This is a genomic window from Pedobacter sp. UC225_61, from assembly GCF_044452285.1.
GTDB lineage: Bacteria > Bacteroidota > Bacteroidia > Sphingobacteriales > Sphingobacteriaceae > Pedobacter.
Map to the genome: position 1 here is coordinate 386,284 of NZ_JBIOAL010000001.1, position 26,157 is coordinate 412,440.

Here is a 26,157-nt window from a genome sequence, read left to right on the forward strand (position 1 = left end):
TTTTTTGATGAAATTAAGGTTTTTTAAGTGGAAGTTGAATTAATGCTTTTAGATTTTTACAAATGATTAAAGATTTAGGAATTATGTTGATTATTACGTCCTATTTCTCCTCTTCTTCTTTCCCGCTCACATTAATATAGAATTCCCTATCGCCCAACTTCACAAATGCTTGTCCCTGATTATTAAAAATTTCAGCGGCATCGTATTTGATCGGAATTATCACCTGACCATATTCATCTAGAAATCCGAATTTATTTTTTATTCTTACCCAACCCCTATGCCATTCTTCACTATAATAAACCTCATCATAAATGATTTCACTCACCTGTCTACCAGTTCGGTCAATAAATCCACTTTTGTACGTCTCTTTTTTAATGTTTATTACTTGCCAAACCTTTGGGCTGTATGGTGAGATTTGATCATAGTTAACATCTGCTATTTTTTCACCTTTGGTATTGATGATAAAATATTTATTCACATTTTTCACTAAGGCAGTTCCTTCATAAAAGGACTCCGCAAATTCAAAGTTAGTATCAAAAACACGTTTTCCTTTTTCGTCGATAAAAAAACTTTTTTCGTTCAAATCTACTAGAGCTAAACCACATGAATATGGATAAGCAAAATCATAATGTATTTGATTTTTGAGATAAGTCTCATCAATCTTCTCATGCAGATCAATAAAAACAAAGCCTTCACTCATTTCTACCAACGCTTTATGACCCTGAATAGTTTTTACTAAAAATTCGATACTAGCTGGCAATAATGGTTTTCTATTAATATCCATAATCTGCTCTGTATATTTATTACCTTGCCTGATGGAGGTTTTTCCATATCCAAATTCATTGGGTCTTTCATTACGTGTAAACTTTGTGTTATCATCCACCCTATCCGAACCATCTGTATTTTCTATGGATGAATACTTAAAGGATTTGTTATCTTCTTCCACCCATATATTATCAAGTACTTTACTATTACTTTTCTGTTTACAACTAGTTAAACTTATTGGGAAGATAAGCGCAGCAATATATTTATAGATTGTTTTCAATGTTTTGAAGATTAGCACTTATCTTTTTTGGTTTATGCAGATCGAAATTACTATCATGATTATAGGCTTTCATATCCGTTTCTCACCATTATGACTTTTCCGAATTAAAAAAAGGGCCCAGCGTTTTTCATTGCCAGACCCTATCCTCTCTACTTGTTAATCAGGAAACTCCTTTCCTAAAATCTTAATATTTATCTCAGCTCAAAGGTTCAGTTTGGCATAACTGTCAATAGCTGGTTTCTAATTGTAAAATTCGAAATGATTTAGAATTAACATTTCAAAAGTACATAGACTATTTTCTTTAAAAAATCATCTTTTGGGGGATAAGCCATTAAAACTGAATAAATGTTTAAACATCAGTAAGGGAGGGATTAACTTAAAACAAATGTAGAAATAAGGTATTTTTCTATTTTGCCTTAAAAGTCAGCTGATAGTGTCGCACAAAAAAACTCACCTAGATAGATGAGTTTTTAAGAATTAATCAGAATAGCTTTCTATAAATTAATCAATATGAACTCGTTTCTTCTTAGGAAAAATCAATGAGGCCACAACACTTGTCGTTAATATAAAGAGTATAATTAATAAAGAATGTTCTGTAGTAAAACCCCAAGCTTTTAAATAATCATGAGCTAGCATTTTTACACCAATAAAGGTTAACAACACCGCTAACCCTGTTTTAAGGTAATGGAATTTATGAATAATATTGATCAACAAAAAGAACATTGAGCGCAAACCCATAATAGCAAAGATGTTTGAAAAGAACACAATATACGCATCCTTAGTCACTGCGAAAATTGCAGGTATTGAATCTACTGCGAAAATTAAATCTGTAAATTCAACAATTAACAGTACTAAAAATAAGGGAGTTAGCAATGTTTTACCATTTACCTTATGGAAGAAATTATTCCCTTCATAGCGTGGATGAATAGCAAAAAATCTCGATGCGAATTTAACGACAGGATGTTTTTCTGTGTCAATTTTATCATCTCCTTCTTTAGAAAAGAACATTCGTATACCGGTAAAAATTAAGAAGGCTCCAAAAACATATAAAATCCATGAGAACTGATTAATCAAGGCCGCACCTACAAAAATGAAGATAAAGCGCATCACAATAGCTCCTAAAATACCCCAAAACAAAACACGGTGATAATATTTTTCAGGTACTGCAAAGGCAGAAAAAATAAGTACAATTACGAATATATTATCTACCGAAAGCGCATACTCAATTACATAGCCTGTCAAAAATTCTATCCCTAAATTCTGTTTATAGATTTTTAAACTCTCTTCGAAATTGCCAGAGATTAAGGTAATCTGATGCTGATGTGCTTTTACGATCTGTTCCAGTTTTGCATAATCTCGAATACCATGTAGCTCTTGCCCTTCTAAAATCAATAAAAAGTAAAAGCCTAAGGCTAGCATTACCATGATAAAACTCATGATACCTGCTTGTTTTAAGCTAATGATGTGATCTTTTTTACTAAATAAACCTAAGTCTAGTGCTAAAATAAGCACTATGAAGACTAAGAAACCACCAATGAATAATAATTCGTTCGACATTATTTTTTACGTTCAGTTGTATACCTTACTAATTGCTCTAAACCCGTTCTTGCATCGCCTTCTTCAAATTGATATAAAATATCAAAAGCTTGTTGCTGATATGCTAACATCTTTTCATTGGCATAATGCACTCCATCCTTACTATTTACAAAATCTATCACCTCTTGTATCTTTTTAGGATCATCCTGATGGTTTTTAACCAAATTTATTATTCTTTTTCGTTCTACCTTTTCTGCCCTATTTAAAGCATAAATTAAAGGTAAGGTAACTTTCTTTTCTTTAATATCAATTCCTAAAGGTTTCCCCACATCATCCGTACCAAAATCAAATGTATCATCTTTAATTTGAAAAGCGATGCCAACTTTCTCTCCAAACAAGCGCATTTTTTCAATCGTTTCTGGATCAGCACCTGCAGAAGCGGCACCACAGGCGCAACACGAAGCAATTAATGAAGCTGTTTTCTGACGAATGACCTCAAAATACAATTCTTCACTAATATCCATCCTCCTCACTTTCTCAACTTGTAGTAATTCACCCTCGCTCATTTGTTGTACCGCTTCAGATACTATTTTCAACAAAGCAAACTCGCTATTGTTTACCGAAAGTAACAAACCCTTGGCTAATAGATAATCTCCTACTAAAACCGCTATTTTATTTTTCCATAATGCGTTAATAGAGAAAAATCCACGACGTTCATAAGCGTTATCAACCACATCATCATGAACTAAAGTTGCTGTATGTAAAAGTTCTACCAATGCAGCGCCTCGATGAGTAGATTCTATAATTCCACCGCAAAGTTTAGCAGCAAAAAACACAAACATAGGTCGCATTTGTTTGCCTTTTCTTTTTACAATATAATGCGTAATTCTATTTAACAATGGCACATCACTGTGCATTGAATCTTTGAATTTTGCTTCAAATGCATCAATCTCTGCGGCTATAGGTAGTTTTATCTGATTTATTCCGGGCATTCAGCTAAAAATGTGTCTGCAAACTTACTTAAATTCCATTAAAAGCGTATTTTTAATCAAACTATTAACATGAAACCATTATGATTTTTTACAAAAATTACACTCATAGTAGCTTCATCACCTTTTTAAAAGCAAATTTCATATAGATGAAAATATTCTTAAGTGCACTATTTATCCTTGTGGTAACATTAGTTGTTGTTTATTTAGTAGGTCCTAAACCTACTAAACCAATTTATAATGCCAAACTTCCAATAGTTCCAGAATTAATTGCTCTGCAAGCCTATGTTTCATCGCAAGAAGCGCAACACAAAATTAAACCAGGTAATGAAGCCGAAATTGTTTGGGCAGATAGCACAAAACAACAGACAGAATATGCTATTGTTTATTTACATGGATTTTCAGCATCTAAACAAGAAGGGAATCCAGCTTATACTTATTTATCAAAGGCTTTACATGCAAATTTATATTTAGCTCGTTTAGCTGATCATGGCTTGGATACGATTGCACCAATGCAATATTTTACTGCAGATCGTCTTTGGGAAACTGGTAAACAAGCATATGCAATTGGTAAAAAATTAGGCAAAAAAGTAATAATAGTAGGCACGTCTACTGGCGGAAGTTTGGCTTTACAATTAGCCGCTGCCTATCCAGAAATAAACAGCTTAGTGTTACTATCACCAAACATTGCAATAAATGATAGCAAAGCATGGTTATTGAATGACCCATGGGGATTACAAATTGCTCGTAAAGTAACTGGAGGAAACGAACGAAAGGTAGACGGAAAAAGTCCAGAATATAAAAAATATTGGTATACTCATTATCGCCTTGAATCGGTAGTTCAGCTAGAAGAAATGTTAGAAAGTAGCATGACCACAACGCTATTTCAAAAGGTAAAACAACCGGTATTACTGCTTTATTATTATAAAAGTGAAACTGAACAAGATCCAGTTGTAAAGGTAGATGCTATGTTAAAAATGTTCGATGAATTAGGCACACCCAACACAGATAAACAAAAAATAGCGATTCCAAAAGCTGGCAATCATGTTATTGGTTCTTCAATCACATCAAAAGACGTAGAAGGCGTAGAACATGCAATGGATGGATTTATAAAAGCAAGGGTGGGAGGTCAGGCTAATCAGTAGTTTAGAAAAGGATAACCTTTATGAACTAAACCATTCATCCAACTATTTATTAGCTATCTACGCTAAAATACAGGCTGTTATTTCTCTAAAATTTACTTGCAGATTTAGTTTTTGATGTGTAACTTCATATAGCTTAAAGGAGATTTGTTATGAATGTTATCCAAAAAGTTGAGCACTGGGGTGATGCCCATCACGCAAAATGGCTAGATATAGTTCGCATTGTATTAGGCCTAATCATATTTACTAAAGGTATTGCACTCATTAGTGATACTGGAGCCCAGCAAGAAATTCTAATCAATAATAGCATCTTTGGTTTTTCTGGAATGATGGCAAGTGTTGCTATTCACATTGTGGCATTTGCACATTTAGTGGGTGGCATCTTAATCATTATCGGTTTAGTCACACGCTTTGCAGTCGTTATTCAAATTCCTATTTTAATTTGCGCAATTGTATTTGTTAATATATCTAATGGATTTTCTCCCTTAAATTCCGAGTTGTGGCTATCGCTATTAGTGCTTTGTCTGCTCGTTTTATTTTGGATAGTTGGCTCAGGTCCTATTTCTGTAGATCATCAGATTAAGCGGAAAAAATAAAACTCTGATACTATTGTCCCTTTGTCACATAGATTTTATTTCATTCATGATTTATTTTCAAGATAACTGATTACCTTTCGGTTTAGAAAACAAGTATGAAACCATCATGATTTTTCAATCACACCGTGACATGAACAAATCTGATAGATTCATCATAGATGAAAACAAATTATATTGATGAAAAAAATCTTTCTTTTTGCGTTAACACTATTCTCTACAGTCACATTTGCTCAAACTCAAACCGCTAACTATTTTAAGTTAACACGTGCAAGTTTTAATCAAAAAAACGCATACGAAACTACTGCTTTTGTAGAAAAGTATTTCCGAGTACCAGGCAACACTGGTTTTAACGCAAGTATCCACCGTGTGGAAGAAATATTGAAAAAAGCTGGTTATGTAGAAGAAAAAGCGAATGAATTTGAAGCTCCATTAACTTATCGAATAGAAAAACGTCCGATGAAACGCAGTACTTGGGAGCCTATAAATGCAAGTGTAACTATTGTTGGTGAAACGCAACCACTTATTGCTTTTCAAACCAATCGCAATATGATCCCTATTAATTGCCCATCAACTGTAGCTGGTGGCGTTACGGCCGAAGTAATTTTTGTAGGTAAAGGAACCGCTACTGATTTAGAAGGCAAAGACCTAAAAGGAAAAATTCTATTTGCAGATGCAGCTGCTGGAAGGTTGATTGCAACTGCTGCGAAAGCTGGCGCAATTGGAGTAATGGGTTATTCTGTACCTAAATATAATCAGCCAGAAAAATATCAAACTTCCATCTCTTTTGGCAGTATGCCAGCTAATGCAGGTATATGGTCTTTGCTTTTATCGTATGGTGTAAAAGAAAAGCTAAAAGCTGCTTGCTTAAAAGGTGCAGTAAGTTTAAAAGTTAATATTGAAACTAAAATTTATGAAGCTGATGAATTAACCATTGTTGCAAATGTAAAGGGCAGTGTAAAACCCAATGAACGTTTTGTATATAGTGCACATGTGCAAGAACCAGGTGCGAATGATAATGCTACAGGCGTAGGAACTTTAGCAGAAATGGCTCGTGTAACTGCTAACTTGGTTAAAAATGGCCAATTAAAGCCACAACGTACGTTAACCTTTTTATGGGGTGATGAAATTGTATCAACAAGAAGATATATCACCGATGATAAAGAACGTGCGAACGGAATTTTATGGGGAATGAGTTTAGATATGGTTGGTGAGGACACTAAAAAGACTGGTGGTTCTTTCTTAATTGAAAAAATGCCAGATCCTTCTGCAATTTGGACTCGAGGAGCTGACAAACATACCGAATGGGGCGCTGGCGATGTAAAAGAAAAGGATCTTTTCCCTCACTATTACAACGATTTTATTTTCGATATCTGTAAAACACAAGGTAAATTTGCCAATTGGACGGTAAACTACAACCCATTTGAGGGTGGTAGCGATCATACTCCTTTTTTACAGAATAAAATACCTGGTTTATTGATGTGGCATTTTACAGATGTATTTTACCATACGGATAACGATAGAATTGATAAAGTATCTGCAACGACCATGAAAAATGTTGGCGTTAGTGCCCTTACTGCTGCTTATACTTTAGTTACCGCAGATGAAAATACAGCAACAGCTACAGTTACTCAAGTGAAAACAGATGCTTTAACTCGTTTAAAAACTGAATTTGAGTTAAGTAAAAAAGCTATCGCCGAAGGTAAACCTGTAGCGGATGAAAAACACATTATTGAAGTTTGGGGAAAATGGTATATTGATGCTTTAGCAACGATTGGAACAATGCCTGTTGATGCAAAAACAACACGGGTAGGTTCTTCTATTAAAGTGGCTACTTTAGCGGTAGAGAAACAAGTTCAAACTTATTTAGATGAATTAAAGTAATGAAATTAGCAGTAGTTTTGGTTTCCTTAATCTTTCTATTTTTAATAGGGAGGCCAATAAATAACTATCAAGCTACTTTTACCAAAGAAACTGCTAAAAATAAATTCTTCAAAATTGCTGTGATAAGCGATTTAAATTCTGGTTATGGTTCTACAGCATATCATCCTGATGTTGCTGCTGCGCTTAAAGAAATAGACAGTCTAAAACCAGATATGATTTTATGTGCTGGAGATATGGTAGCAGGACAAAAATCTTCTCTAACTGAACAGAATCTGGCAGAAATGTGGCAGAGTTTTAAGGTGAATGTATTGTCGCCTATACAAGCGATGAAAGTACCTTTTGCTTTCACCGTTGGTAATCATGATGCTTCGGCAAATTTCAAAAAAGATAGAGCTGCCACTCAGAAGTTCTGGAATGACAATCAAGCTGATTTAGGATTAAACTTTATCGACAAGGAAAATTTCCCTTTTTATTACAGTTATACAAAAAATGATGTCTTTTTTATCAGTTGGGATGCAGCAAGCTCTACTGTTGAAGCAGATGTATACCAATGGATGGAAAAACAACTCAATTCTGAAAAAGCTAAAAAAGCGAAATTAAGAATACTATTAGGTCACTTACCAATTTATGCAATTGTAGATAGTAAAAATAAACCAGGTGAGGTTTTAGCTTCGACAAAACAGACAGCAGATTTTTTTAAGAAGAATAATATAAACTTATACATCAGCGGACATCAACATGCATATTATCCAGCTGGAGAAAATGGCTTAAGATTATTAAATACTGCATGCATTGGTGAAGGCCCGCGAAAACTTATTGGGGATTCTACTTCCGCTACTAGAGCCTATACAATCATTGAAATTCCAATTAAGTCTTATAAAGATTTTACCTACCGAACATTTATACCCAATAAAAAGGTTGAAATTAAGTTAGCTCAACTTCCTGATTCTGTAATTGGATTTAATGGAGTATCTAAACGGGAAAGAAATTAAGCTTGTTGCATTAATATGAGACTTTCTGTGCTACGTAATTGTTAACTTAGCATAAACGCAAATCATATGAATTTTCATACTCGTAAATGGATAAAACCAGAAGACCTTAATCCGAATGGCGGATTATTTGGAGGCAGCTTATTAAAATGGATTGATGAAGAAGCTGCTATTTATGCAATTGTTCAATTAGAAAATCCTAAAGTGGTAACCAAATATATGTCTGAAATAAACTTTGTGAGTTCAGGCAAGCTTGGGGATATTATTGAATTAGGAATAACAGCTACATCTTTTGGCAATACATCCATCACCATGTGTTGTGAAGTGCGAAATAAAATTACCAGAAAGAGCATTTTAACTATAGACAAAATTGTTTTCGTAAACATTAACGATTACGGCGAACCAACTCCACATGGAAAAACAAAAATTAAATATATCGAAGAGCAGTTTGATCAAGAAGGGCAAGTGTGATTGCTATCATGCTGAGCTTGTCGAAACACCTTAAATAAATTCGGCAAATATTTATACCATTACATGTTAAGTACCTTTTCCATCTCGATAAGGTTGATAACCGATACCTTTGGCTCGCCAAACCTGCCCTCGATATCCTCGAATGCAATAGAAGCTCCAGTGGACGCATAGCCATGGCGGCTGTACCAATTAATTAACTCAACTCGACTACTAATCACTGAAATGATAATCCGGGTGCAATTATTTTCTATAGCATGGTGCTCTGCCGCTATTAAAAGGGCCTTACCTATTCCATTACCTTGAGCAAGAGGTGATACAGCAAACATACCCAGGTACAACTTATGCGATTTTACCTCCAAGCAAACCGTACCCACAATTTTACCACTCTGATTGGTCAGTTTTAGGATGGTCACTTTTGGTTTAGCGATTAACAGCTCTAAAGCCTTTTCATCAATTCGGATACCATCAAGAATTTCAGCTTCGGTTGTCCAGCCTTTTTTCAACTCCTCGCCACGATAGGCGGAGTTTACTAGATTGTTCAATTCCTTAACGTCATTAAGGCTAGCCTGAGTTATTTTCATCTGAGAGATTTGAGCGGCAAAAGGATAATTAAACGGTTACTACTTACAAGTGGATTTACGAAATCTAATTCCCTTTTATTTGTTTTTCCAATACTTCTACATCTAAATCAAATGCATTTACAATGATCTGAGCTTGATTATAGAAATGATCACGCTCTGCTAATTTCATTTCTATAAAAGATAAAAGCTGTTCATCGTCCATACCTTTAAGTAATGGTCTTTTTTCTCTGTTGTGAAGCCTAGATACAAGTTGCGGTGGTGTCATGTGCAAATAAACAGTTTTACCATGTTCATTCATCCACGCCATATTATCGAAAAAACAAGGCAAACCACCTCCTGTTGCAATTACACATGTTTCTGGGTAGGGAAATGTTTTTAATGTTTGACTTTCTAATTCTCTAAAAGCGGCTTCACCATTTTCTGCGAAATAATCGGCAATTGATTTGCCCTCCTTTGCCACAATTTCGGCATCTAAATCTATTACTGAGCAATTTAATCTATTTGCTAATTGCTTTGCTTTAGTGCTTTTACCGCAGCCCATAAATCCGATTAAGAAGACTTTCATAATTGATGATCGCGTTTTAACATAATATAATCTGTAATCGGCGGGGTAATTCCATCTAACTTAAATAGGCTAGCTATTTGTGCCCTATGGTAAGTAGAATGATTTACCACATGAAATAAAATATCCTTAGCTAAACTTGTATACTGATCACCTAATGAGTTGGTATAGGTTATTTCTTTATCCAATGTGATGGTTTTAACTATTTGATCCAACAATTCAAAATTCTCAGTAGAAATCTGTTCGAACATATCAGTACCATATGTTTCCCAAACTTGATATTTTGGCAATAAGCCTAAAATTCTATTTGCCCAAATGTGTTGTGCATTTAAAACATGAGTAAATAGATCGATTGCTTTTGGAGAAATTTCTGGATGATACTTAAAAATTTCAATCAGTTTGCTATCAGCAACTTTAGTGTAGCGAATACTTTCTTCTAACATTTTAAGCTAGTTTAACTCTAGGATCTACCCAAGCATACAACAAATCGACCAATATATTTACTACTACAAATACAAACGCAATAAATAAGATGGATCCCATTACTACGGGAAAATCAGACATCTCTAAAGCAGTAACTGTGGTTCGGCCTAAACCGTTATAGCCAAAGATATATTCAACGAAGAATGATCCTGCTAGTAAAGAAGCAAACCATCCTGAAATTGCTGTAATTACGGGATTCAACGCATTTTTCAACGCATGCTTATAAATTATCGCATTACGACCTAAGCCCTTTGCTCTTGCGGTTCGAATATAATCCTGGGCCAAAACATCTAACATCGCACTTCGAGTTAATTGTACTATTATAGCCAAAGGACGTAAACCTAACGTAATCATGGGTAGCCAAAGGTTTTTCCATGAGATAACTTCGCCCTTAAATGGATCATAACTATATAAACTACCGCTCATATTTAAGCCTGTATAATCTGCCAATACAAAACCAAATAACCAAGCAATGATAATCCCTGCGAAAAAAGATGGAGCAGAAATACCTAAAATAGCAAAAGAGTTTGCGGCATTGTCTATCCATGTACCTTGATGGACAGCTGAAACTACACCCAATAAAACACCAATTATAGTAGCAAATATCATAGCGGTTAAAGCCAGTACAAAAGTATTTGGTACCGTTTCTGAAAGTATAGTAGTTACATCTCTTTTAGTTTGATAAGATCTCCGTAGGTAAGGAATCTTAACCACGACCACATCTTTACCTACACTAAATAGCTTTTGATAATGATATTTCTCTTGATTTTCAGCTGTGCTTGGATGGATGCTAATTGGAGATAAATCATTGATATACAAAAAGAATTGAACAGGTTTTGAGCGATCTAATCCAAATTCCTTGCGTACTGCTTCTAGCGATTGCACATCAGATCTCTGCCCCATTGTCATTCTCGCAGGATCTCCAGGCAAAATGTTAAATAGCACAAATACTACAAGAATAACTCCTGCCATTACTGCAAAGCCATATAACAATTTTCTAATCGCGTATGCTCCCATTTATTTTGTAAAATATTTTTCAGATAATTCATTAAACGATGGCAAATTATGATAATGCCATTTATTTATAATTACGCCATTTTTTAATAATAGTATACCAGGGTTTGCCCTTACCATACTTTTTAATGGAACAGCATCTGCATAAAAAACTTCCATAAAAAGTTTCATTCTCTTACTAAAGGTATCCGCATCTTGTGCAGAATTAGAAGTTAACAAAACGGTACGAATATTAAACTGATCTGCTGCATTTAAAGCTAAAGCATTAGTTGCTGCAATAGCATTTTCATTGGTATTTTTTAAATCGTAAGCAACTACAACTAAACTATAATATGGATTTTCTACAATTTCTTTTGTGTAATCCGTTCCAGATGCATCTGCAATTAATAAATCTTTAATTTTAACATCGTATCCCTTTTTAATCAATTTCTTTTCAGGATTACCAACTACTTCCCAATTATTATCTTTCCAAACTTCCAACTTTAAATAATCTTTATCACTCATGGTCTTAGTTTCACCAGTCGCTTTATTTTTAAGCTGGTACATGATTAGAAACTCATCAGGTGTCTCTCCTTCTGGAATTTTCATAGATTCAGGAATGTTCGATCCTATTTTATAGGGCAAGAAATCTAATATGGGTAAAAAATTATAGGTAAATAATCCAAAAAGTAAGGATACAAGTAAAACCAACAAGGCTAATCTTTTTTGCCAAGCTACATTAACTGTAATTGGTTCTATTTTAGTTCGGTGAATGAACAAATAAACAATCATCACCAATAGGATTAAATCTTTTGTAAATGATTGCCAAGGTGTAAGAGGAATGGCATCGCCGAAAACAACCGCAAGAAGTAACTACTTTAAATGCAGCCGAAACAAAAGTGAGAAAAGTGAAGAAAATAATTAGTGCTAATAAGCCCTTAGTTACTTGATTACGCCAAAAGCCAAACAATAACAGTGCACCTAAAACAATTTCTAAAACACATAGAATGATGGCAATACCTGTAGCCCAATTACTTAAAAAAGTCAGGTGAAAAACTTCAAAGTATTCTTGTAGTTTATAGCCAAAGCCAAGTGGATCATTCGCTTTTATTAAGCCAGAAAAAATGAATAAAACTCCAACAAACCAACGAGAAAAGGTTAATGCTATTTTCGACATTTTATAATTGCTTGTTTATTTTTAATTTGTTGCAACAATCCTACAACATGTAACTTGTAACTCTTATTTAACGCCTAATTTAATCAACGCAAAAACTGCATAGTTCAACATATCCTGATAATTTGCTTTTACACCTTCCGAAGCTACGGTTTGACCTAAATTATCTTCAATTTGTTTAACTCTTAAGATTTTCATCAATATCAGATCTGTTAAAGAACTAATTCGCATATCTCTCCAGGCCTCTCCATAATCATGGTTTTTGGCAAACATTAAATCTTTGGTCTCGGTAACGCGTTTATCAAACAAACTTTCTACTACCTGCACATCCATTTCGTTAGGATCGCTTTCGCTTAATTCTAATTGCAACATCGCAATTACGCAATAATTTACAATGCCAATATATTCAGATGTGATATCCTCTCCTACTTTAGAAATTTTCTTCTCTTCTAAAGTACGAATGCGTTGTGCTTTGATAAAAATTTGGTCGGTTATAGACGCTGCCCGAAGGATGCGCCAAGCAGTTCCATAATCTTTTGTCTTCTTTAAAAAAAGCGATTTACATACCGCTATAACGTTGTCGTACTCTTGTGATGTGTTTACTGCCAAAACAATTAAAATATTTAGTTTAAAGCTATTTTAATACCTATTTTTGTATTAAATGATGGCTAAAGATACATTTTTAAACCGAAAAGTAATACTAAATAGCAAAGGCAAACTGATAGATTTATGCAGTCCGGCTGTGATGGCCATTTTAAATTTAACTCCCGATTCATTTTATGCCAACAGCAGAATTAGCAGTGTTGATGAAGCCTTAAAAGCAACTGAAAAATTTTTAAATGAGGGTGCTAAATTCATAGATATTGGTGCTTATTCTTCTAGACCAGGTGCGGTAGATATTACACTAGACGAAGAATTAAAACGTCTTATTCCAGTAGTTGAGGCAATTACAAAAGAATTTCCAGATGCTTTAGTTTCCATAGATACGTTTAGAGCAAAAGTGGCGGAAGAAACTATTTCGGCTGGCGCACATATAATTAATGATATTTCAGCTGGAAATTTAGATGAACAAATGTTCGAAACAGTGGCAAAATTACAAGTTCCTTATGTGATGATGCACATGAAAGGTACGCCACAAAACATGCAACAAAATCCAACTTACCATAACATAGTTGAAGAAATAAGCACTTACTTCTCAGAGAAATTAGCTATTTTAAACAAATTAGGTGTAAAAGATATTATTATCGATCCTGGCTTTGGCTTTGCAAAGACCATTAGCCACAATTACGAGCTTTTACAGCAAATGGAACAGCTAAATTCTTTTAAATTACCAATTCTTGTTGGTTTTTCTCGAAAATCTATGGTGACAAAAGTGCTAAATAATAAATCTATTGACGCTTTGAACGGAACTACAATTTTAAATACATCTGCTTTACTAAAAGGAGCTAAAATTTTAAGAGTTCACGATGTAAAAGAAGCAATGGAGTGCATAACTTTAACAGAAAGAATAAAAAATCCTTAATAAGTTCGATTTTTATCTTTTATAGTTCGCTCTTAGTTGATGGAAAGGCTTAAATTAACTAACTTGTGCTCAATGAAAAGCCTTGACTTTGACTTTCTTAAAATTACTTGGGTTGATGGGATAGATATTGTCCTCGTCGCTATCCTTATCTATTATATTTATAGCTTAATACGGAATACATTAGCTGTGAATTTGCTATTGGGCATGTTCATAATTCTTATTTTTTATTATGTGGTAAAAGGGCTACACATGAATTTGTTGTCGGCCATTATTAATAAGTTTATGAGCGTAGGTATTATGGCGCTCATTGTTATTTTTCAACCAGAAATAAGACGTTTTTTACTCCATATTGGAAAAAATACCTTCCTCCAAAAAAATAAAGCATGGTGGGGATACTTGTTTGGGAGTAAGAATTTAGAACGTGACAATTTAATACGAATTAAACCCATCATCGATGCTTGCAAAAGCATGAAAAAAACACGTACAGGAGCATTAATCGTATTTGTTAAGTTTTATGATGATGAACTTTTCACCAATAGCTGTGAAATTATTGATTCGAAAATATCGAAACGCTTGCTAGAAAGTATATTTCAAAAACATAGTCCATTACATGATGGTGCTGTAGTTATTGCTGAAAATAAAATTAAAAGCGCAAGCTGTATTTTGCCTTTAACAGACAACGATAAATTACCTCCACAATTCGGTTTACGCCATAGAGCAGGAATTGGCGTATCTGAAACAGCTGATGCAGTTGCTGTAATTATCTCAGAAGAAACAGGTGAAATTGCTTATGCAAAGCAAGGTCGTGTGCGGATGAATGTTTCTTTTGGGGAATTGGAAAAGTTGCTGAATAAAGATTTTTAGAATAACATTTCTTAAATCCGCTACATAAAAAAAGGATAAAAATAATGGCAATCCAATATCTTTATCCCTTATTCTTTAATTTTTAGCTAATTAGCAGTATTGCTCAAATGCACCAATTAAGCTATCCGCTATCATTTGTGCAGGGCGACCTTCAATTTGATGACGCTCAATCATGTGAACCAATTTTCCATCTTTAAATAATGCCATTGCAGGCGATGAAGGCGGAAAAGGCATCATGTAAGATCTTGCTCTATCAACTGCATCTTTTTCCATACCCGCAAAAACGGTTACTAATTTATTAGGATGTTTAGCGTTAGATGCTGCAATTTTTGCCGCTGGGCGAGCATTTGCTGCTGCACAACCACATACAGAGTTTACAACTACAAATACAGTTCCTTCGCCTTTAATTGCGCCATCTACTTCTTCTGCTGTTTTTAATTCTTCAAAACCTACGTTAGTCAACTCAGCACGCATAGGTTCTACTAAATATTCAGGATACATTCTTTTCTCTTTTTATTAATAATATGCAAAGATAACAAATATGATGCGCTAAAAATTAGTACAACATAAAATAACAATTTACTGACTTACAGTCAACAAAAAAGCAACTTGCATAATCAATGCAAGTTGCTTCAAAAAATTGGTTTGAAAATATTATTGCATTCCTTTCATTATCTCCTGTAACTCTTTTGGATTACTTAAAATTCCAGCACCAAACATGATAATAATTGCAACAAAATATAATAGCGACAGAATATTTAGAATTAAGCCAATAATGGCACAAACCCTACCAGCATTTAAATTTTTATAAGAGCTTAAGGTATATGCTCCTGGATTTATTTGATATAGTCCCCTATCTTTTTTACTTAATACTAGCGCAATAATTGCGGGTATCAAGCCAAGTATACCATAGCAGCAGCAAAATACGATTGAGAGTATTCCTAATACCAAAACCACAGTTGCATTTGGTAAAGATTGTTGCATTCCATAACCAAATCCTCCATTTTGTGGTGGAAAAGGATTTTGAGAGCTTGGTTGTGGCGTAGGTTCTGGTTGAGGGTTTTCTTGTGGTTCTAATTGTTCTTCAGACATAGTGTTAGCTTAATTGATGAGTAAATATTTTATAAATATAATTGATTACAATAATTAATGTGATACCAATATAAAGCATTTTAATAAAAAACGCTCCGTTTTTAAAATCAAATTTTAAATGCACTATAGTAAACATAAATAAGGCAATAATGGGGAGCGTAGCTGGATAAAGTTTAAAAGAAGCTATAAAATTACCCTCCATCAATTCTAAAATCGAGCGCTGTATACCACAACCCGGGCAATCTATACCTAAAGTTTGTTTAAATGGGCACAATAACAAATGATTTTGTAGCCAATTTATAACGCCCTTACTTTCACTTAAAAAAAATAACGCTAGTAATATAATCGTTCCCTTCATCTACTGATAAAAATATCAATTTTTAACTAGTTACAAAAATGCTTTAATGTGGGGTGTCTCAAATAATTGATATTTGTGATATATAAGCATATATAGCATACACTTTAGCTTAGATTACATCAAAATATATTTTCAAAATTCTGAACTTTATTTTTCAATTTTATTACATTTAGAATTCAAATCAACTAAACACAAATGAATGAAAAATAACTTATTAGACACGAAGGATTACATTGTATTTCTAATCTACTTCGTAATTGTAGCTGCTTATGGTTTGTATATCTACAATAAGAAAAAATCTGCTTCTGGTGGTTCTAAAGACTATTTCCTTGCCGAAGGCTCGTTAACCTGGTGGGCGATTGGCGCATCTTTAATTGCCTCTAACATTTCTGCCGAGCAAATGATTGGCATGAGTGGTTCGGGTTTTAAACTTGGTTTAGCTATTTCTGCTTATGAATGGATGGCTGCAGCGACTTTGATTATTGTAGCTGTTTTCTTCATGCCAGTGTACCTGAAGAACAAAATTTTTACAATGCCTCAATTCCTCAGTCAACGGTACAATTCTCAAGTAGCTATGATTATGGCTGTTTTTTGGTTGATGCTTTATATCGTCGTAAACTTAATGTCTATTTTATATTTAGGCGCTTTAGCCATTAGTGGTATATCAGGTCTAAGCATTACCTTCTGTATTTTAGCCTTAGCTATATTTGCTATTTTTATTACCCTTGGTGGGATGAAAGTAATTGGCTACACGGATGTAATACAAGTATTTTTCTTAGTTCTTGGAGGTTTAGTAGCAACCTATATTGCTTTAAATCTTATTTCTGATGGAAAGGGTATTTTAAAGGGCTTCTCGATGTTGAAAGAAGGAGCATCAGAACATTTCCATTTAATCTTTAAAAAAGATAACCCCAATTATATCGATTTACCTGGATTAAGTGTGTTAATTGGAGGTATGTGGATTGCAAACTTAAGTTATTGGGGTTGTAATCAATACATTACTCAACGTGCTTTGGGCGCATCGTTACCTACTGCTAGAGCTGGATTATTATTTGCAGCATTTTTAAAAATGTTAATGCCCGTAATAGTTGTTTTACCAGGTATTGCCGTTTATTATATCATTAAAAACAATGTTGGTGTAATTAATTCGGGAGATTTATTAACCTCTTCAGGTGTACAAGATCCAAACAAAGCTTACCCTGCATTATTAACTTTATTACCAGCAGGTTTAAAAGGTTTATCGTTCGCAGCCTTAACTGCAGCTATTGTAGCTTCATTAGCAGGTAAAGCAAATAGTATAGCAACCATTTTCACTTTAGATATTTACAAAAAAGCGTTCGAACCTCAAGCTTCTGAAACCAGATTAGTGAATGTAGGTAAAATAGCTGTTGTAGTTTCTATGTTGCTAGCTGTTTTATTATCGTTTATAGTTGGCGATGCGTTAATGGGAGAAGGAAAACAAGGATTCCAATACATTCAAGAGTATACTGGATTTGTATCTCCTGGTATTTTTGCCATGTTTATTTTTGGTTTCTTTTGGAAAAAAACTACCTCAAATGCAGCTTTATTTGCAACCATTGGTGGTTTCTTAATTTCTGTTTTCTTAAAGTTTACACCTACCATGTTCGATTTATCGCCATTGTATGAGTTCGGGTGGGCTGTTAAAAACTCTGCGGGTGTTTTTGAAATTCCATTTATGGACAGAATGCTTATTGTTTTTGCATGCTGTGCCATTGGTATGTACATCATTAGCATGTACGAAAATAAAAAGGGAGTTACCCCTAATAGTTTAGAAATAGATACTAAAATGTTTAAAACAACTACTGGGTTTGCAGTAGGTGCCGTGTTAATTATAGGCTTATTAGTTGCGCTTTATACCGCTTTTTATTAAGCGCATAATCTAAAAGTAAAGCCTCTCAGAAAAACTGAGAGGCTTTTTTATTATGCAGCAAGAGGTAATTACAATTAAAACATAAATCTTTATCTTGTACCTTTTATGCAACCGACTACTTCACAGCCAAAGAAAATAATTTTACCCATTATTGTTGTCGCACAATTCTTTTGTACTTCATTATGGTTTGCTGGTAATGCAATTATCAGCGACTTAGTTAAACAATTACATTTCCCATCTTCTTATTTAGCACATCTTACAAGTGCTGTTCAGTTTGGTTTTATTAGTGGTACGTTGGTTTTTGCTGTATTGAGTATTTCAGATCGTTTTTCTCCATCTAAAATTTTCTTTAGTTGCGCTGTTGTTGCAGCATTAGTTAATCTTTGTGTAAGTTTTGATGGCATAACGGTTACTCAATTAATGAGCGTTAGATTTGTTACCGGTTTCTTTCTTGCTGGCATTTATCCAGTTGGGATGAAAATAGCTGCAGATCATTTTCAGAAAGGGTTAGGTAAATCTTTAGGTTTCTTAGTAGGTGCCTTAGTTTTGGGAACTGCTTTTCCTCATTTCTTAAAAAGTATACACGGGGTTCCTTGGCATTATATTGTGTTTTGTACGTCCTTACTTTCTTTAGTTGGAGGTTTTGCACTATTTATTCTTGTTCCTGATGGACCTTATAGAACTATCGGACAAAGATTGAGTTTAAGTGCATTCATAAAAGGATTTGGAAATAAAAAATTTAGAGCTGTTGCTTTTGGATATTTTGGACACATGTGGGAACTTTATGCTTTTTGGGTATTTGTTCCTGCTATTTTGCTAGTCTACAATAACCAACATCCAAATCAGGAGTTTAATGTTCCATTATTTTCTTTTTTAATTATTGCGGTTGGAAGTATTGCATGCGTAATTGGCGGAATGATCTCAACAACAGTTGGTGTGAAGAAAATTGCTAGCCTTTCTTTAGGGTTGTCTTGCCTTTGCTGCTTAACCTCTCCATTGTTTATACTCAATAGTTCGGCAACTGTTTTCATCGTATTTATGTTTATTTGGGGAATGGCAGTTATTGCAGACTCTCCTTTATTTTCCACTTTGGTGGCGCAAAATGCAGTAGCCGAATATAAAGGCTCTTCCTTAACCATTGTAAACTGTATTGGTTTTGCAATTACCATTGTCAGCATTCAACTCATTGATGTTTTAAAGACTGCAAACAATGTGCAATACATTTATATGCTATTAGCATTGGGACCAATTTTAGGTTTAATCGCACTGCGAAGAAGTGATTAATTATTTCTGTAACTTTAAATCTTATCTTTCATTAAATGTCTATACGATGAAATTAAATCTAAAAATAAAAAGCTGTTTTATGTTTGTATTTGCATTAGCATCCTCAGCTTTTGCACAAATCACTCCAAAGTTTAAAGAGATTCATCATCAGTTTTACGGGCAATGGCCAAAGACGATTACATTTAATCAGAAAACTGGTTTTTATAGAGCAGATACACTTAGTCGAAGCCAAATATGGTATGAGGCTGGTATTTTTCCTAATTTATTCAGAATTGATTTAGGAGATCCTAAAGATGGCAATGCTATAATTTACAGAGGTGATACCACTTACAATTTCAGGCAATCGAAAAAATTGAAGCCTGCAGTTAATCCAAACATTTTAGTCTATTTATTAGGTGGTATGTATTTTGAAACCGTAGACCAAGTAAATCAAAAACTAGCTAAAGATGGGTTCGATTTAAGTAAAGGTTTTAAAAGTAAGTGGAAGGGAAAAGAAGTTGACATTATTGGTGTAGCAAGTGCTGATACAACGAAAAGCCAATTATGGTACGATGCTAAAAATCATTATTTGGTGAGGATGATTCAACAAAATGAGAAATCTCGTTTAGAATGTCAATTTGAAGACCATCAAAAAATTGGCAAAATATGGCACGAAGGAAATGTAAAGATTTTTGTGAATGGCAAACTTGTACAAAAGGAAGAATATCACGATTTTAAAATCAATGTAGCTTTAAAACCTGAGTTTTTCGATCCTGAGAAATTTGGCTCATGGCATTGGCTAAATGCTAAATAAAAATCTTTACTGTACACTTAAATTCTTTTTCTCATCTCTTTCTATTTCTTCAAGTTCCTTTACGTATTGAACTTTCAGATGATCATATAAAGAATGTTTGTCTATCAACATCGATACTAAACTAGCTACCATTCCCGCAAGGATTAAGCTAAATATAGCTGTTTGACGGTTGGTCATTTCTAATACCAAAATCGCTGATGTAAATGGCGAACGGGTAACTCCTGTTAAAAAACCCACCATTCCTGCCAATATTAAAAGATTGGTATTTGTTTCTGATAAGTTGAACCAACCTGCAACAACAGATCCTACTGAAGCACCAGCAGCTAATGCAGGGGCAAAAATTCCTCCAGCAGCGCCCGTTGTAAAAGATACCATCGAACTACCTATTCTTAAAATTGGAATGTACCAATGAGCATGACGATCTGGGGTGAATAATACCGTTTCCATCACTTGTTTACCAGACCCCAATGCATTTGTTCCGAAAAGTATGGCAAGAGTTACCAATAGCACTGCACAACCAACTACATAGACCATATTGGCACGTACCGATTTCAATCTTGCTTTCCATCTAAGTATCAATAAAATTAATTTCCCCATCAAACTTCCCAATAAGCCAGAAATTAATGCCACTAAAAGAACTCCGAAGAATATATACCCAGAAGTATTGTCAATTTTAGGATAACCAAGATAAAGATAAGGACCTAATATAGCTTGAGCGGTTAATCCAGCAATAATTACCGATGAGAAAATAGCCGTTTTAAAAAAACTAAAGTGTGTTTTTGTTAGTTCTTCAATGGCAAATACAATTCCTCCCAATGGCGTGTTAAATGCTGCAGCTAATCCTGCGGCAGCCCCTGTTACCAGCATGTTTCTCTTTGCAACCTTAGGCCACCAGTTTGGCAACATTGAATTTACTGAACGAAATATAGAGGCAGAGATTTGAATGGTTGGCCCTTCTCTACCTATTGCTCCTCCACCCATTGCCATTACTAAACTAGATAGTACTTTGATCACCATAACTTTTAGACTAAGCAATCGACTGACTAAGTCATGCGTTTTAGGAGCAGAAATAGTTATTCCCGCCATTACCTGAGGAATACCACTACCTTTAGCATAAGGCGCAAACCTCCAAACTAAAGCCCAAGCAAGTACAAAACAAATTGGAGTTAGTGCAAATAATAACCAAGCATTATAGTTAAAAACCCAAAGTGCTACATCTTCTGCCATCACAAATAATTTAGCATAAGCAACTGCGGCTAATCCAGCAATCATCGAAGCAATCCAGAAAGGAACTGCTTGCAACAGATTCTTTTTAAATCGTTCATTGCCGATGCGATCAAATGATTTTTTTAGATGTAGACGAATGGAATGTATTATTTTCTTGAATTGCGACATAGATTTCAGAGAATTTTAATGAGCGCAGCGCAAATTACAAAAAAATAGTAGTGCCGTTTATACGTAAGTGCTATTTATTAGTTAAATACTGTAATGCTTTAGCCAAATGCATGTCTCTTGTTGCTATTAAATCTTTAACACTAGGTTTGTATACAACATCTGGAACAATACCAATGCGTTGGGTTTCTTTTCCGTTTGGATAAAAGATTCCATTTCCTGTAAACAAAAACTCATAACCACCTGGTAAGTTCAAGTGTTTCATATCGCCATCAGCTCCTGCGGTTTGATTACCAATCACTGTAGTATTGCGATTAAGTTGACGAAGCATCATGGTAAACCATTCGCCCATGCTTTGTGTGTTTTCGTCTGTTAAAATCACAATTTTGCCAGTATACAAAGGCATTTCAGTTGTTATATCCTTCGAAAGGAAAACTTCTATACCATCTTTTTTCGAGAAAACTCCAGGATTGCTGATATCAGCACCAAAATATTGTGCAAATCTAAAAGCAGGTTTACCCAATGCCATCGGTATAAAATAATAGAATAGACCTGGCGCTGCTGGATATTTACGCATATCAAAAATGATTGCTTTTTTCTTATTCAAGTTTTGCGAAAAGGTCATCATTTCATCGCCTTTAGGGAGGTTCTTATCGAAAAAGTAACCTGCTCTAATCAAGGCAATGTCGTTAGGTAAATCTTCATAACCTTTTACCAATTGTTCTTGTGCATATTTTTGTTTAAAATAGGTGTTTACTATTTCTCCAACTTTCTTATCCTTGCGATCTAAAAGCGACACTTGTACATTTAAATAGTTATGATTCCTTTTAATCCTTACATTAAGTATCGCATTGTCAATTGCACTAAAAGCAAATGCATCGTTATCGGCTAATAATCTATTTTTTACACTTTGGTTAGATGCAGGTAATAAAATAGAGCGTTGTTTAAGCCATTCTTTTGTTTTTACTCCATTTATCATTACAATTAAATCACCGGTTTTTAAACTACTTGTTTGCGCTAAAGAATCAGTTAGAAATTCTTTAACCACTATATAATTCTGATAAATTTTATAGGTAAAGGAAGGATAATATTTCAAGTTAAAGATTTCAGGTAAGCTCTTCACCTGATTTAAAAAACCCGAAGCATGGGTATCGTCTAGTGCACTTTCTAGTAAAAGAATACTTTTTTCATAAGCTGCCCTAGAATGAATACTGCTAAATATTGGAATTAATTGCTGCAGCGTAAGCTCCCATTTTTGATCCATTACATAACGATATGGAAACAAATAGGCTATGGCGTTCCAAGCTTTAGCAAGCGCCAGCAAATTCATGGCTTCACTATCAAATGCATAATTGGGATATGCATTTTCATGTGGCAGGTCACCTTCATATGCGATAGTAGGAATAAAATAATGTGTATTGCTAGGGTTATACGTTTTGGTTAATACAACCAATTGCTTTTGAATAGTAGAGGTGAATAGTTTATTTTTTATCCAGCCATAATCGATGTTTTTCGTCAATAAGCTTTTGTTAGTTGGGTGTACCCTATGTACATCAGGTTGGCCTGGATTTTCTTTCAATAGCAGTGCGATTAATTCTCTAAACTGATTTTCATCAGCTTTTTTTACGTTGTTTATTAAAGTAAGAAACACACTATCCGCCTTAAATTTACCTTGCGCACCATTTATCGACTTATATTTTACCAAACCCCAAACTTGTATAAAAGCTTTGGTGCGCTCATTTGTTGTCGAATTGTTAGTTCCATACACATTGCTAAATGAAAGAACAACTAGTAAAAAGAGGATGTTGTTGAACAGATATTTTTTCATGATATTAATTTTTGACTACTCAAAAGTCCAATCAAACATGTAAAACAAAGAAAGCGATTGACGAAAGCCTTTATTACCTTGACAAAATGAATTTTTAGTGAAAATAGATTTGGTGGATAAAGTTTAAGGCTTCGTCAGTAAGATTTAGCTTTTGATGTATTGCTTTTCTATTCACTACTATTTTAAAGTACTTTTAAGCCATGAATAAGCATAAAATAATTTATTTACACCTTGGTTACTGGTTATTGGTGGCTGTGCAAGTTTTGCTGGTGTCTTTAGGTACAGGTGTACTTGGCACACAAATCTATTGGAAGTTATTCTTTACAATTGTCATCCCTGTTAAAATCTTACAGATTGCTTGTTCTGCTGCCTTTTTCTACCTTAACTATCTCTATTTAATCCCTCGTTTTCTTAAGCAAAGAAATATTTTCCAATACCTTATCTCTATAGGTATAGCAATAGTACTATTTACACCACTCTATTATTTCTTAGAACAATCCTTCTACCCAACCCTAGGCTGGAAAACGTATGAGTTAGATTTAACATTTTGGTCTGCATTAATGATCACACTAAGTGCTAATTTCCTGCATATTTTCTTGGGCATACTTTTAAGCTACCTTATGGATTGGCGAACCATGCGAATGGAAAAGGAAATTGCAGAAAAAGAACAACTCCAAACAGAGTTAGCATTTCTTAAATCGCAAGTAAACCCGCATTTTTTATTCAATACCATTAACGATATTTATGCACTTACTCAAAAACAAGACGAACAAGCCCCAGAAGCGTTGCTTAAACTCTCAGAACTGTTACGTTACATGCTTAGAGAAAGCGATGGCCCATTTGTAGGGTTAACGAAAGAATTAGACTATTTAGAAAATGTGATAGAACTACAAAAGATTGGACAAAAGGGACTTTCACATGTAGATTTTACTATAATCGGCAATCCAGATAAATTAAAGATTGCTCCATTAATTTTGATCAATTTTATTGAAAATGCGTTTAAACATGGCATATTTACGGATAAAGAAACACCTATTCGCATTCACATTGAACTTAAACAAAGTACTTTTCATTTCAACATAGCTAATCAAGTAAACGGGTATAAGAAAGATAAAACTGGTGGAATTGGTTTGGTGAATGTAAAACGACGATTGGCATTGATTTATCCAAATAAACATCAGCTTTTAATTACACATGATCCGCTTAACTTTACTGTCGACTTAAAAATTGATTTATCATGATCAGATGTATTGTTGTAGACGATAAACCATTAGCGATTGATGTACTTACACATTATATCGCTAAAGTCTCGTTTTTAGAACTGATATATAGCACAACCAATCCTTTAGCAGCTTTAGAAAAGGTTGCCGAAGGAGAAGTAGACCTAGTCTTTTTAGATATTCAGATGCCTGAGCTAACGGGATTACAGTTTATGCAAATTATAAAAGGAAAATGCCAAGTGATATTAACTACAGCGTATACCGAATATGCATTAGAGGGTTTCGAAAATGACGCAATAGATTATTTGTTAAAGCCAGTTTCCTTTGAGCGTTTTTATAAAGCTGTAGAGAAAGCAAAGTTAATGCACAAAGGAATGTCACTCCCGTCTAGCGAAGCGCCTACTGTGAAAAAAGAAAAGGATATTGACCACATTTTTGTTAAAACAGAGTATAAGTTAATTAGGGTAGCTACTGCAGACATAGTGTACATAGAGGGTATGCAAAACTATGTGAATATTTATACCACTACCGAGAAGATAACTAGTTTACAAACCATGAAAAAGATGGAAGAATTACTATCGTATCCCCAGTTTGTACGTGTGCACAAATCTTTTATTGTAGCCGTAGACAAAATTGCTGCTATAGAACGTAATCGCATTGCCATAGGCGAGAAAGTAATTGCAGTAGGTGATAATTACCGCAGCTCATTTTATGATGCTATTGAGCACTAAGTGCTGTATAGGTCTTTACAGTACTTAATCATAAGGGTCTGATAAAGTTTACTATCGATATATATTCTAACGATACAATGGAGTATATTTACGTATGGATACTATCAAAACCAGCACTACTCAAAATATCTTAAGAATTATTTTGGGTATTTTCATGATCGCAGCCGCTATTGGGCATTTTACTTTTCAGCGAGCAGCATTCCAAGCACAAGTGCCTAACTGGATACCCATCAGCAAAGACAGTGTTGTATTAATTTCGGGCATAGTAGAAATATCACTGGGCCTAGCTATGCTCTTCTGGACAAAACAAAAGGTTAAGATAGGAATAGCTCTTGCCGTGTTTTATGTGTTAATTTTTCCAGGTAATATTGCTCAATATTTGAACCATACGGATGCATTTGGACTTGATACTGACCGTGCTCGACTTATTAGATTGTTTTTTCAACCCCCACTTATTTTAGCAGCATTGTGGTCTACAGGGGCTTTTACTTATCTTTTCAAGAAGAATAAGTAATTCTTAATCCTGCGCAACCCTTTTAGTAATCATGATTAGTCGAACGCTAATCAGCTGCGGCTAACTAAAAAGCTTTAAAAACAAGAAAGCCTTACGTTTCTGTAAGGCTTTCAATCTGCTTCCGAGCCTATTTACTTTTCTAGAAATCTACTTAATGATTGATTAGGATTTCAAAAATTGATAAATATCCTTTGTAGTAATAAGAGAATGTAATTTCGAACTTTAC

The 26,157-nt window shown here is 34.3% G+C and carries 28 protein-coding genes; 13 read left to right on the forward strand and 15 right to left on the reverse strand.

Annotated elements, in window-relative coordinates:
- Nucleotides 1-100 precede the first annotated feature (100 nt).
- The 3 genes from ACHMWN_RS01925 to ACHMWN_RS01935 form a co-directional block, all read right to left on the reverse strand.
- Nucleotides 101-1,045: a WG repeat-containing protein gene (locus ACHMWN_RS01925; protein WP_397297304.1), complete on the reverse strand. Its 945-nt coding sequence runs from the start codon at nt 1,043-1,045 to the stop codon at nt 101-103.
- A gap of 501 nt (nt 1,046-1,546) precedes the next feature.
- Nucleotides 1,547-2,602, reverse strand: coding sequence for a TerC/Alx family metal homeostasis membrane protein (locus ACHMWN_RS01930; protein ID WP_397297305.1), 1,056 nt, complete (start codon nt 2,600-2,602; stop codon nt 1,547-1,549).
- A complete protein-coding gene (locus ACHMWN_RS01935) occupies nt 2,602-3,573 on the reverse strand; it encodes a polyprenyl synthetase family protein (RefSeq protein WP_397297307.1) in 972 nt (323 codons plus the stop codon). Before ACHMWN_RS01935 ends, ACHMWN_RS01930 begins: the two co-directional genes overlap by 1 nt.
- A gap of 146 nt (nt 3,574-3,719) precedes the next feature.
- Between ACHMWN_RS01935 and ACHMWN_RS01940 the strand changes: the two genes are divergently transcribed.
- The 5 genes from ACHMWN_RS01940 (at nt 3,720) to ACHMWN_RS01960 (ending at nt 8,649) form a co-directional block, all read left to right on the forward strand.
- On the forward strand, nt 3,720-4,715 hold the full coding sequence (locus ACHMWN_RS01940) for an alpha/beta hydrolase (RefSeq protein ID WP_397297309.1): 996 nt from the start codon (nt 3,720-3,722) through the stop codon (nt 4,713-4,715).
- A gap of 149 nt (nt 4,716-4,864) precedes the next feature.
- Nucleotides 4,865-5,308, forward strand: a complete 444-nt coding sequence (locus ACHMWN_RS01945) for a DoxX family protein (protein ID WP_397297310.1) — start codon at nt 4,865-4,867, stop codon at nt 5,306-5,308.
- Between the two features lie 177 nt (nt 5,309-5,485).
- On the forward strand, nt 5,486-7,189 hold the full coding sequence (locus ACHMWN_RS01950; RefSeq protein ID WP_397297311.1) for a M28 family peptidase: 1,704 nt from the start codon (nt 5,486-5,488) through the stop codon (nt 7,187-7,189).
- Entirely contained in the window at nt 7,189-8,181 is a 993-nt protein-coding gene (locus tag ACHMWN_RS01955) for a metallophosphoesterase family protein (protein ID WP_397297313.1), read from the forward strand. The genes ACHMWN_RS01950 and ACHMWN_RS01955 overlap by 1 nt, the downstream gene beginning before the upstream one ends.
- A gap of 66 nt (nt 8,182-8,247) precedes the next feature.
- A complete protein-coding gene (locus ACHMWN_RS01960) occupies nt 8,248-8,649 on the forward strand; it encodes an acyl-CoA thioesterase (RefSeq protein WP_397297315.1) in 402 nt (133 codons plus the stop codon).
- Nucleotides 8,650-8,708: 59 nt separating this feature from the next.
- Here ACHMWN_RS01960 and ACHMWN_RS01965 read toward each other — a convergent pair whose 3' ends face one another.
- The 7 genes from ACHMWN_RS01965 to ACHMWN_RS01995 form a co-directional block, all read right to left on the reverse strand.
- On the reverse strand, nt 8,709-9,230 hold the full coding sequence (locus ACHMWN_RS01965; protein ID WP_397297316.1) for a GNAT family N-acetyltransferase: 522 nt from the start codon (nt 9,228-9,230) through the stop codon (nt 8,709-8,711).
- A gap of 64 nt (nt 9,231-9,294) precedes the next feature.
- Entirely contained in the window at nt 9,295-9,795 is a 501-nt protein-coding gene (locus ACHMWN_RS01970) for a shikimate kinase (protein WP_397297317.1), read from the reverse strand.
- The gene (locus tag ACHMWN_RS01975) at nt 9,792-10,235 is read right to left on the reverse strand and encodes a DinB family protein (RefSeq protein WP_397297319.1); all 444 of its coding nucleotides are present in this window, start codon (nt 10,233-10,235) and stop codon (nt 9,792-9,794) included. The genes ACHMWN_RS01970 and ACHMWN_RS01975 overlap by 4 nt, the downstream gene beginning before the upstream one ends.
- A gap of 1 nt (nt 10,236) precedes the next feature.
- Entirely contained in the window at nt 10,237-11,292 is a 1,056-nt protein-coding gene (locus ACHMWN_RS01980) for an ABC transporter permease (RefSeq protein ID WP_397297320.1), read from the reverse strand.
- Nucleotides 11,293-12,063, reverse strand: coding sequence for a hypothetical protein (locus tag ACHMWN_RS01985; protein ID WP_397297322.1), 771 nt, complete (start codon nt 12,061-12,063; stop codon nt 11,293-11,295).
- Nucleotides 12,029-12,445 carry a MauE/DoxX family redox-associated membrane protein gene (locus tag ACHMWN_RS01990; protein WP_397297324.1) on the reverse strand — a complete coding sequence of 139 codons (417 nt, stop codon included), beginning with the start codon at nt 12,443-12,445 and terminating at the stop codon, nt 12,029-12,031. Before ACHMWN_RS01990 ends, ACHMWN_RS01985 begins: the two co-directional genes overlap by 35 nt.
- Nucleotides 12,446-12,508: 63 nt before the next feature.
- Nucleotides 12,509-13,051 (reverse strand): DUF1599 domain-containing protein, encoded by a 543-nt coding sequence (locus ACHMWN_RS01995; RefSeq protein ID WP_397297325.1) that lies wholly within the window; start codon nt 13,049-13,051, stop codon nt 12,509-12,511.
- 55 nt (nt 13,052-13,106) lie between these two features.
- Here ACHMWN_RS01995 and folP point away from each other — a divergent pair, with 55 nt between their 5' ends.
- On the forward strand, nt 13,107-13,964 hold the full coding sequence (folP, locus tag ACHMWN_RS02000) for a dihydropteroate synthase (RefSeq protein ID WP_397297327.1): 858 nt from the start codon (nt 13,107-13,109) through the stop codon (nt 13,962-13,964).
- A 72-nt stretch (nt 13,965-14,036) separates the two neighbouring features.
- Nucleotides 14,037-14,828, forward strand: a complete 792-nt coding sequence (cdaA, locus tag ACHMWN_RS02005; protein WP_397297329.1) for a diadenylate cyclase CdaA — start codon at nt 14,037-14,039, stop codon at nt 14,826-14,828.
- A gap of 90 nt (nt 14,829-14,918) precedes the next feature.
- Here cdaA and ACHMWN_RS02010 read toward each other — a convergent pair whose 3' ends face one another.
- The 3 genes from ACHMWN_RS02010 to ACHMWN_RS02020 form a co-directional block, all read right to left on the reverse strand.
- Nucleotides 14,919-15,329: a BrxA/BrxB family bacilliredoxin gene (locus ACHMWN_RS02010; protein ID WP_397297330.1), complete on the reverse strand. Its 411-nt coding sequence runs from the start codon at nt 15,327-15,329 to the stop codon at nt 14,919-14,921.
- Between the two features lie 153 nt (nt 15,330-15,482).
- Nucleotides 15,483-15,920 (reverse strand): CCC motif membrane protein, encoded by a 438-nt coding sequence (locus ACHMWN_RS02015; RefSeq protein ID WP_397297331.1) that lies wholly within the window; start codon nt 15,918-15,920, stop codon nt 15,483-15,485.
- Nucleotides 15,921-15,924: 4 nt separating this feature from the next.
- Nucleotides 15,925-16,278, reverse strand: a complete 354-nt coding sequence (locus ACHMWN_RS02020) for a DUF2752 domain-containing protein (protein WP_397297332.1) — start codon at nt 16,276-16,278, stop codon at nt 15,925-15,927.
- 199 nt (nt 16,279-16,477) lie between these two features.
- On the opposite strand from ACHMWN_RS02020, the gene ACHMWN_RS02025 reads away from it, so the two are divergent.
- The 3 genes from ACHMWN_RS02025 (at nt 16,478) to ACHMWN_RS02035 (ending at nt 20,246) form a co-directional block, all read left to right on the forward strand.
- On the forward strand, nt 16,478-18,169 hold the full coding sequence (locus ACHMWN_RS02025) for a sodium/sugar symporter (protein WP_397297333.1): 1,692 nt from the start codon (nt 16,478-16,480) through the stop codon (nt 18,167-18,169).
- A 105-nt stretch (nt 18,170-18,274) separates the two neighbouring features.
- Nucleotides 18,275-19,453 (forward strand): nitrate/nitrite transporter, encoded by a 1,179-nt coding sequence (locus ACHMWN_RS02030; RefSeq protein ID WP_397297335.1) that lies wholly within the window; start codon nt 18,275-18,277, stop codon nt 19,451-19,453.
- A gap of 79 nt (nt 19,454-19,532) precedes the next feature.
- Nucleotides 19,533-20,246, forward strand: a complete 714-nt coding sequence (locus ACHMWN_RS02035; RefSeq protein WP_397297337.1) for a hypothetical protein — start codon at nt 19,533-19,535, stop codon at nt 20,244-20,246.
- 6 nt (nt 20,247-20,252) lie between these two features.
- Here the strand turns inward: ACHMWN_RS02035 and ACHMWN_RS02040 are convergent, their stop codons facing one another.
- Both ACHMWN_RS02040 and ACHMWN_RS02045 read right to left on the reverse strand, forming a co-directional pair.
- Nucleotides 20,253-21,641: a chloride channel protein gene (locus ACHMWN_RS02040; RefSeq protein WP_397297339.1), complete on the reverse strand. Its 1,389-nt coding sequence runs from the start codon at nt 21,639-21,641 to the stop codon at nt 20,253-20,255.
- Nucleotides 21,642-21,711: 70 nt separating this feature from the next.
- Nucleotides 21,712-23,466, reverse strand: coding sequence for a S41 family peptidase (locus ACHMWN_RS02045; protein ID WP_397297341.1), 1,755 nt, complete (start codon nt 23,464-23,466; stop codon nt 21,712-21,714).
- A gap of 200 nt (nt 23,467-23,666) precedes the next feature.
- Here ACHMWN_RS02045 and ACHMWN_RS02050 point away from each other — a divergent pair, with 200 nt between their 5' ends.
- The 3 genes from ACHMWN_RS02050 (at nt 23,667) to ACHMWN_RS02060 (ending at nt 25,931) form a co-directional block, all read left to right on the forward strand.
- Nucleotides 23,667-24,707, forward strand: a complete 1,041-nt coding sequence (locus ACHMWN_RS02050; protein WP_397297343.1) for a sensor histidine kinase — start codon at nt 23,667-23,669, stop codon at nt 24,705-24,707.
- Complete coding sequence (locus ACHMWN_RS02055) at nt 24,704-25,417, forward strand: LytR/AlgR family response regulator transcription factor (protein ID WP_397297344.1); 714 nt, start codon at nt 24,704-24,706, stop codon at nt 25,415-25,417. Before ACHMWN_RS02050 ends, ACHMWN_RS02055 begins: the two co-directional genes overlap by 4 nt.
- Before the next feature lie 94 nt (nt 25,418-25,511).
- Nucleotides 25,512-25,931 carry a hypothetical protein gene (locus ACHMWN_RS02060; RefSeq protein WP_397297345.1) on the forward strand — a complete coding sequence of 140 codons (420 nt, stop codon included), beginning with the start codon at nt 25,512-25,514 and terminating at the stop codon, nt 25,929-25,931.
- Nucleotides 25,932-26,157 lie beyond the last annotated feature (226 nt).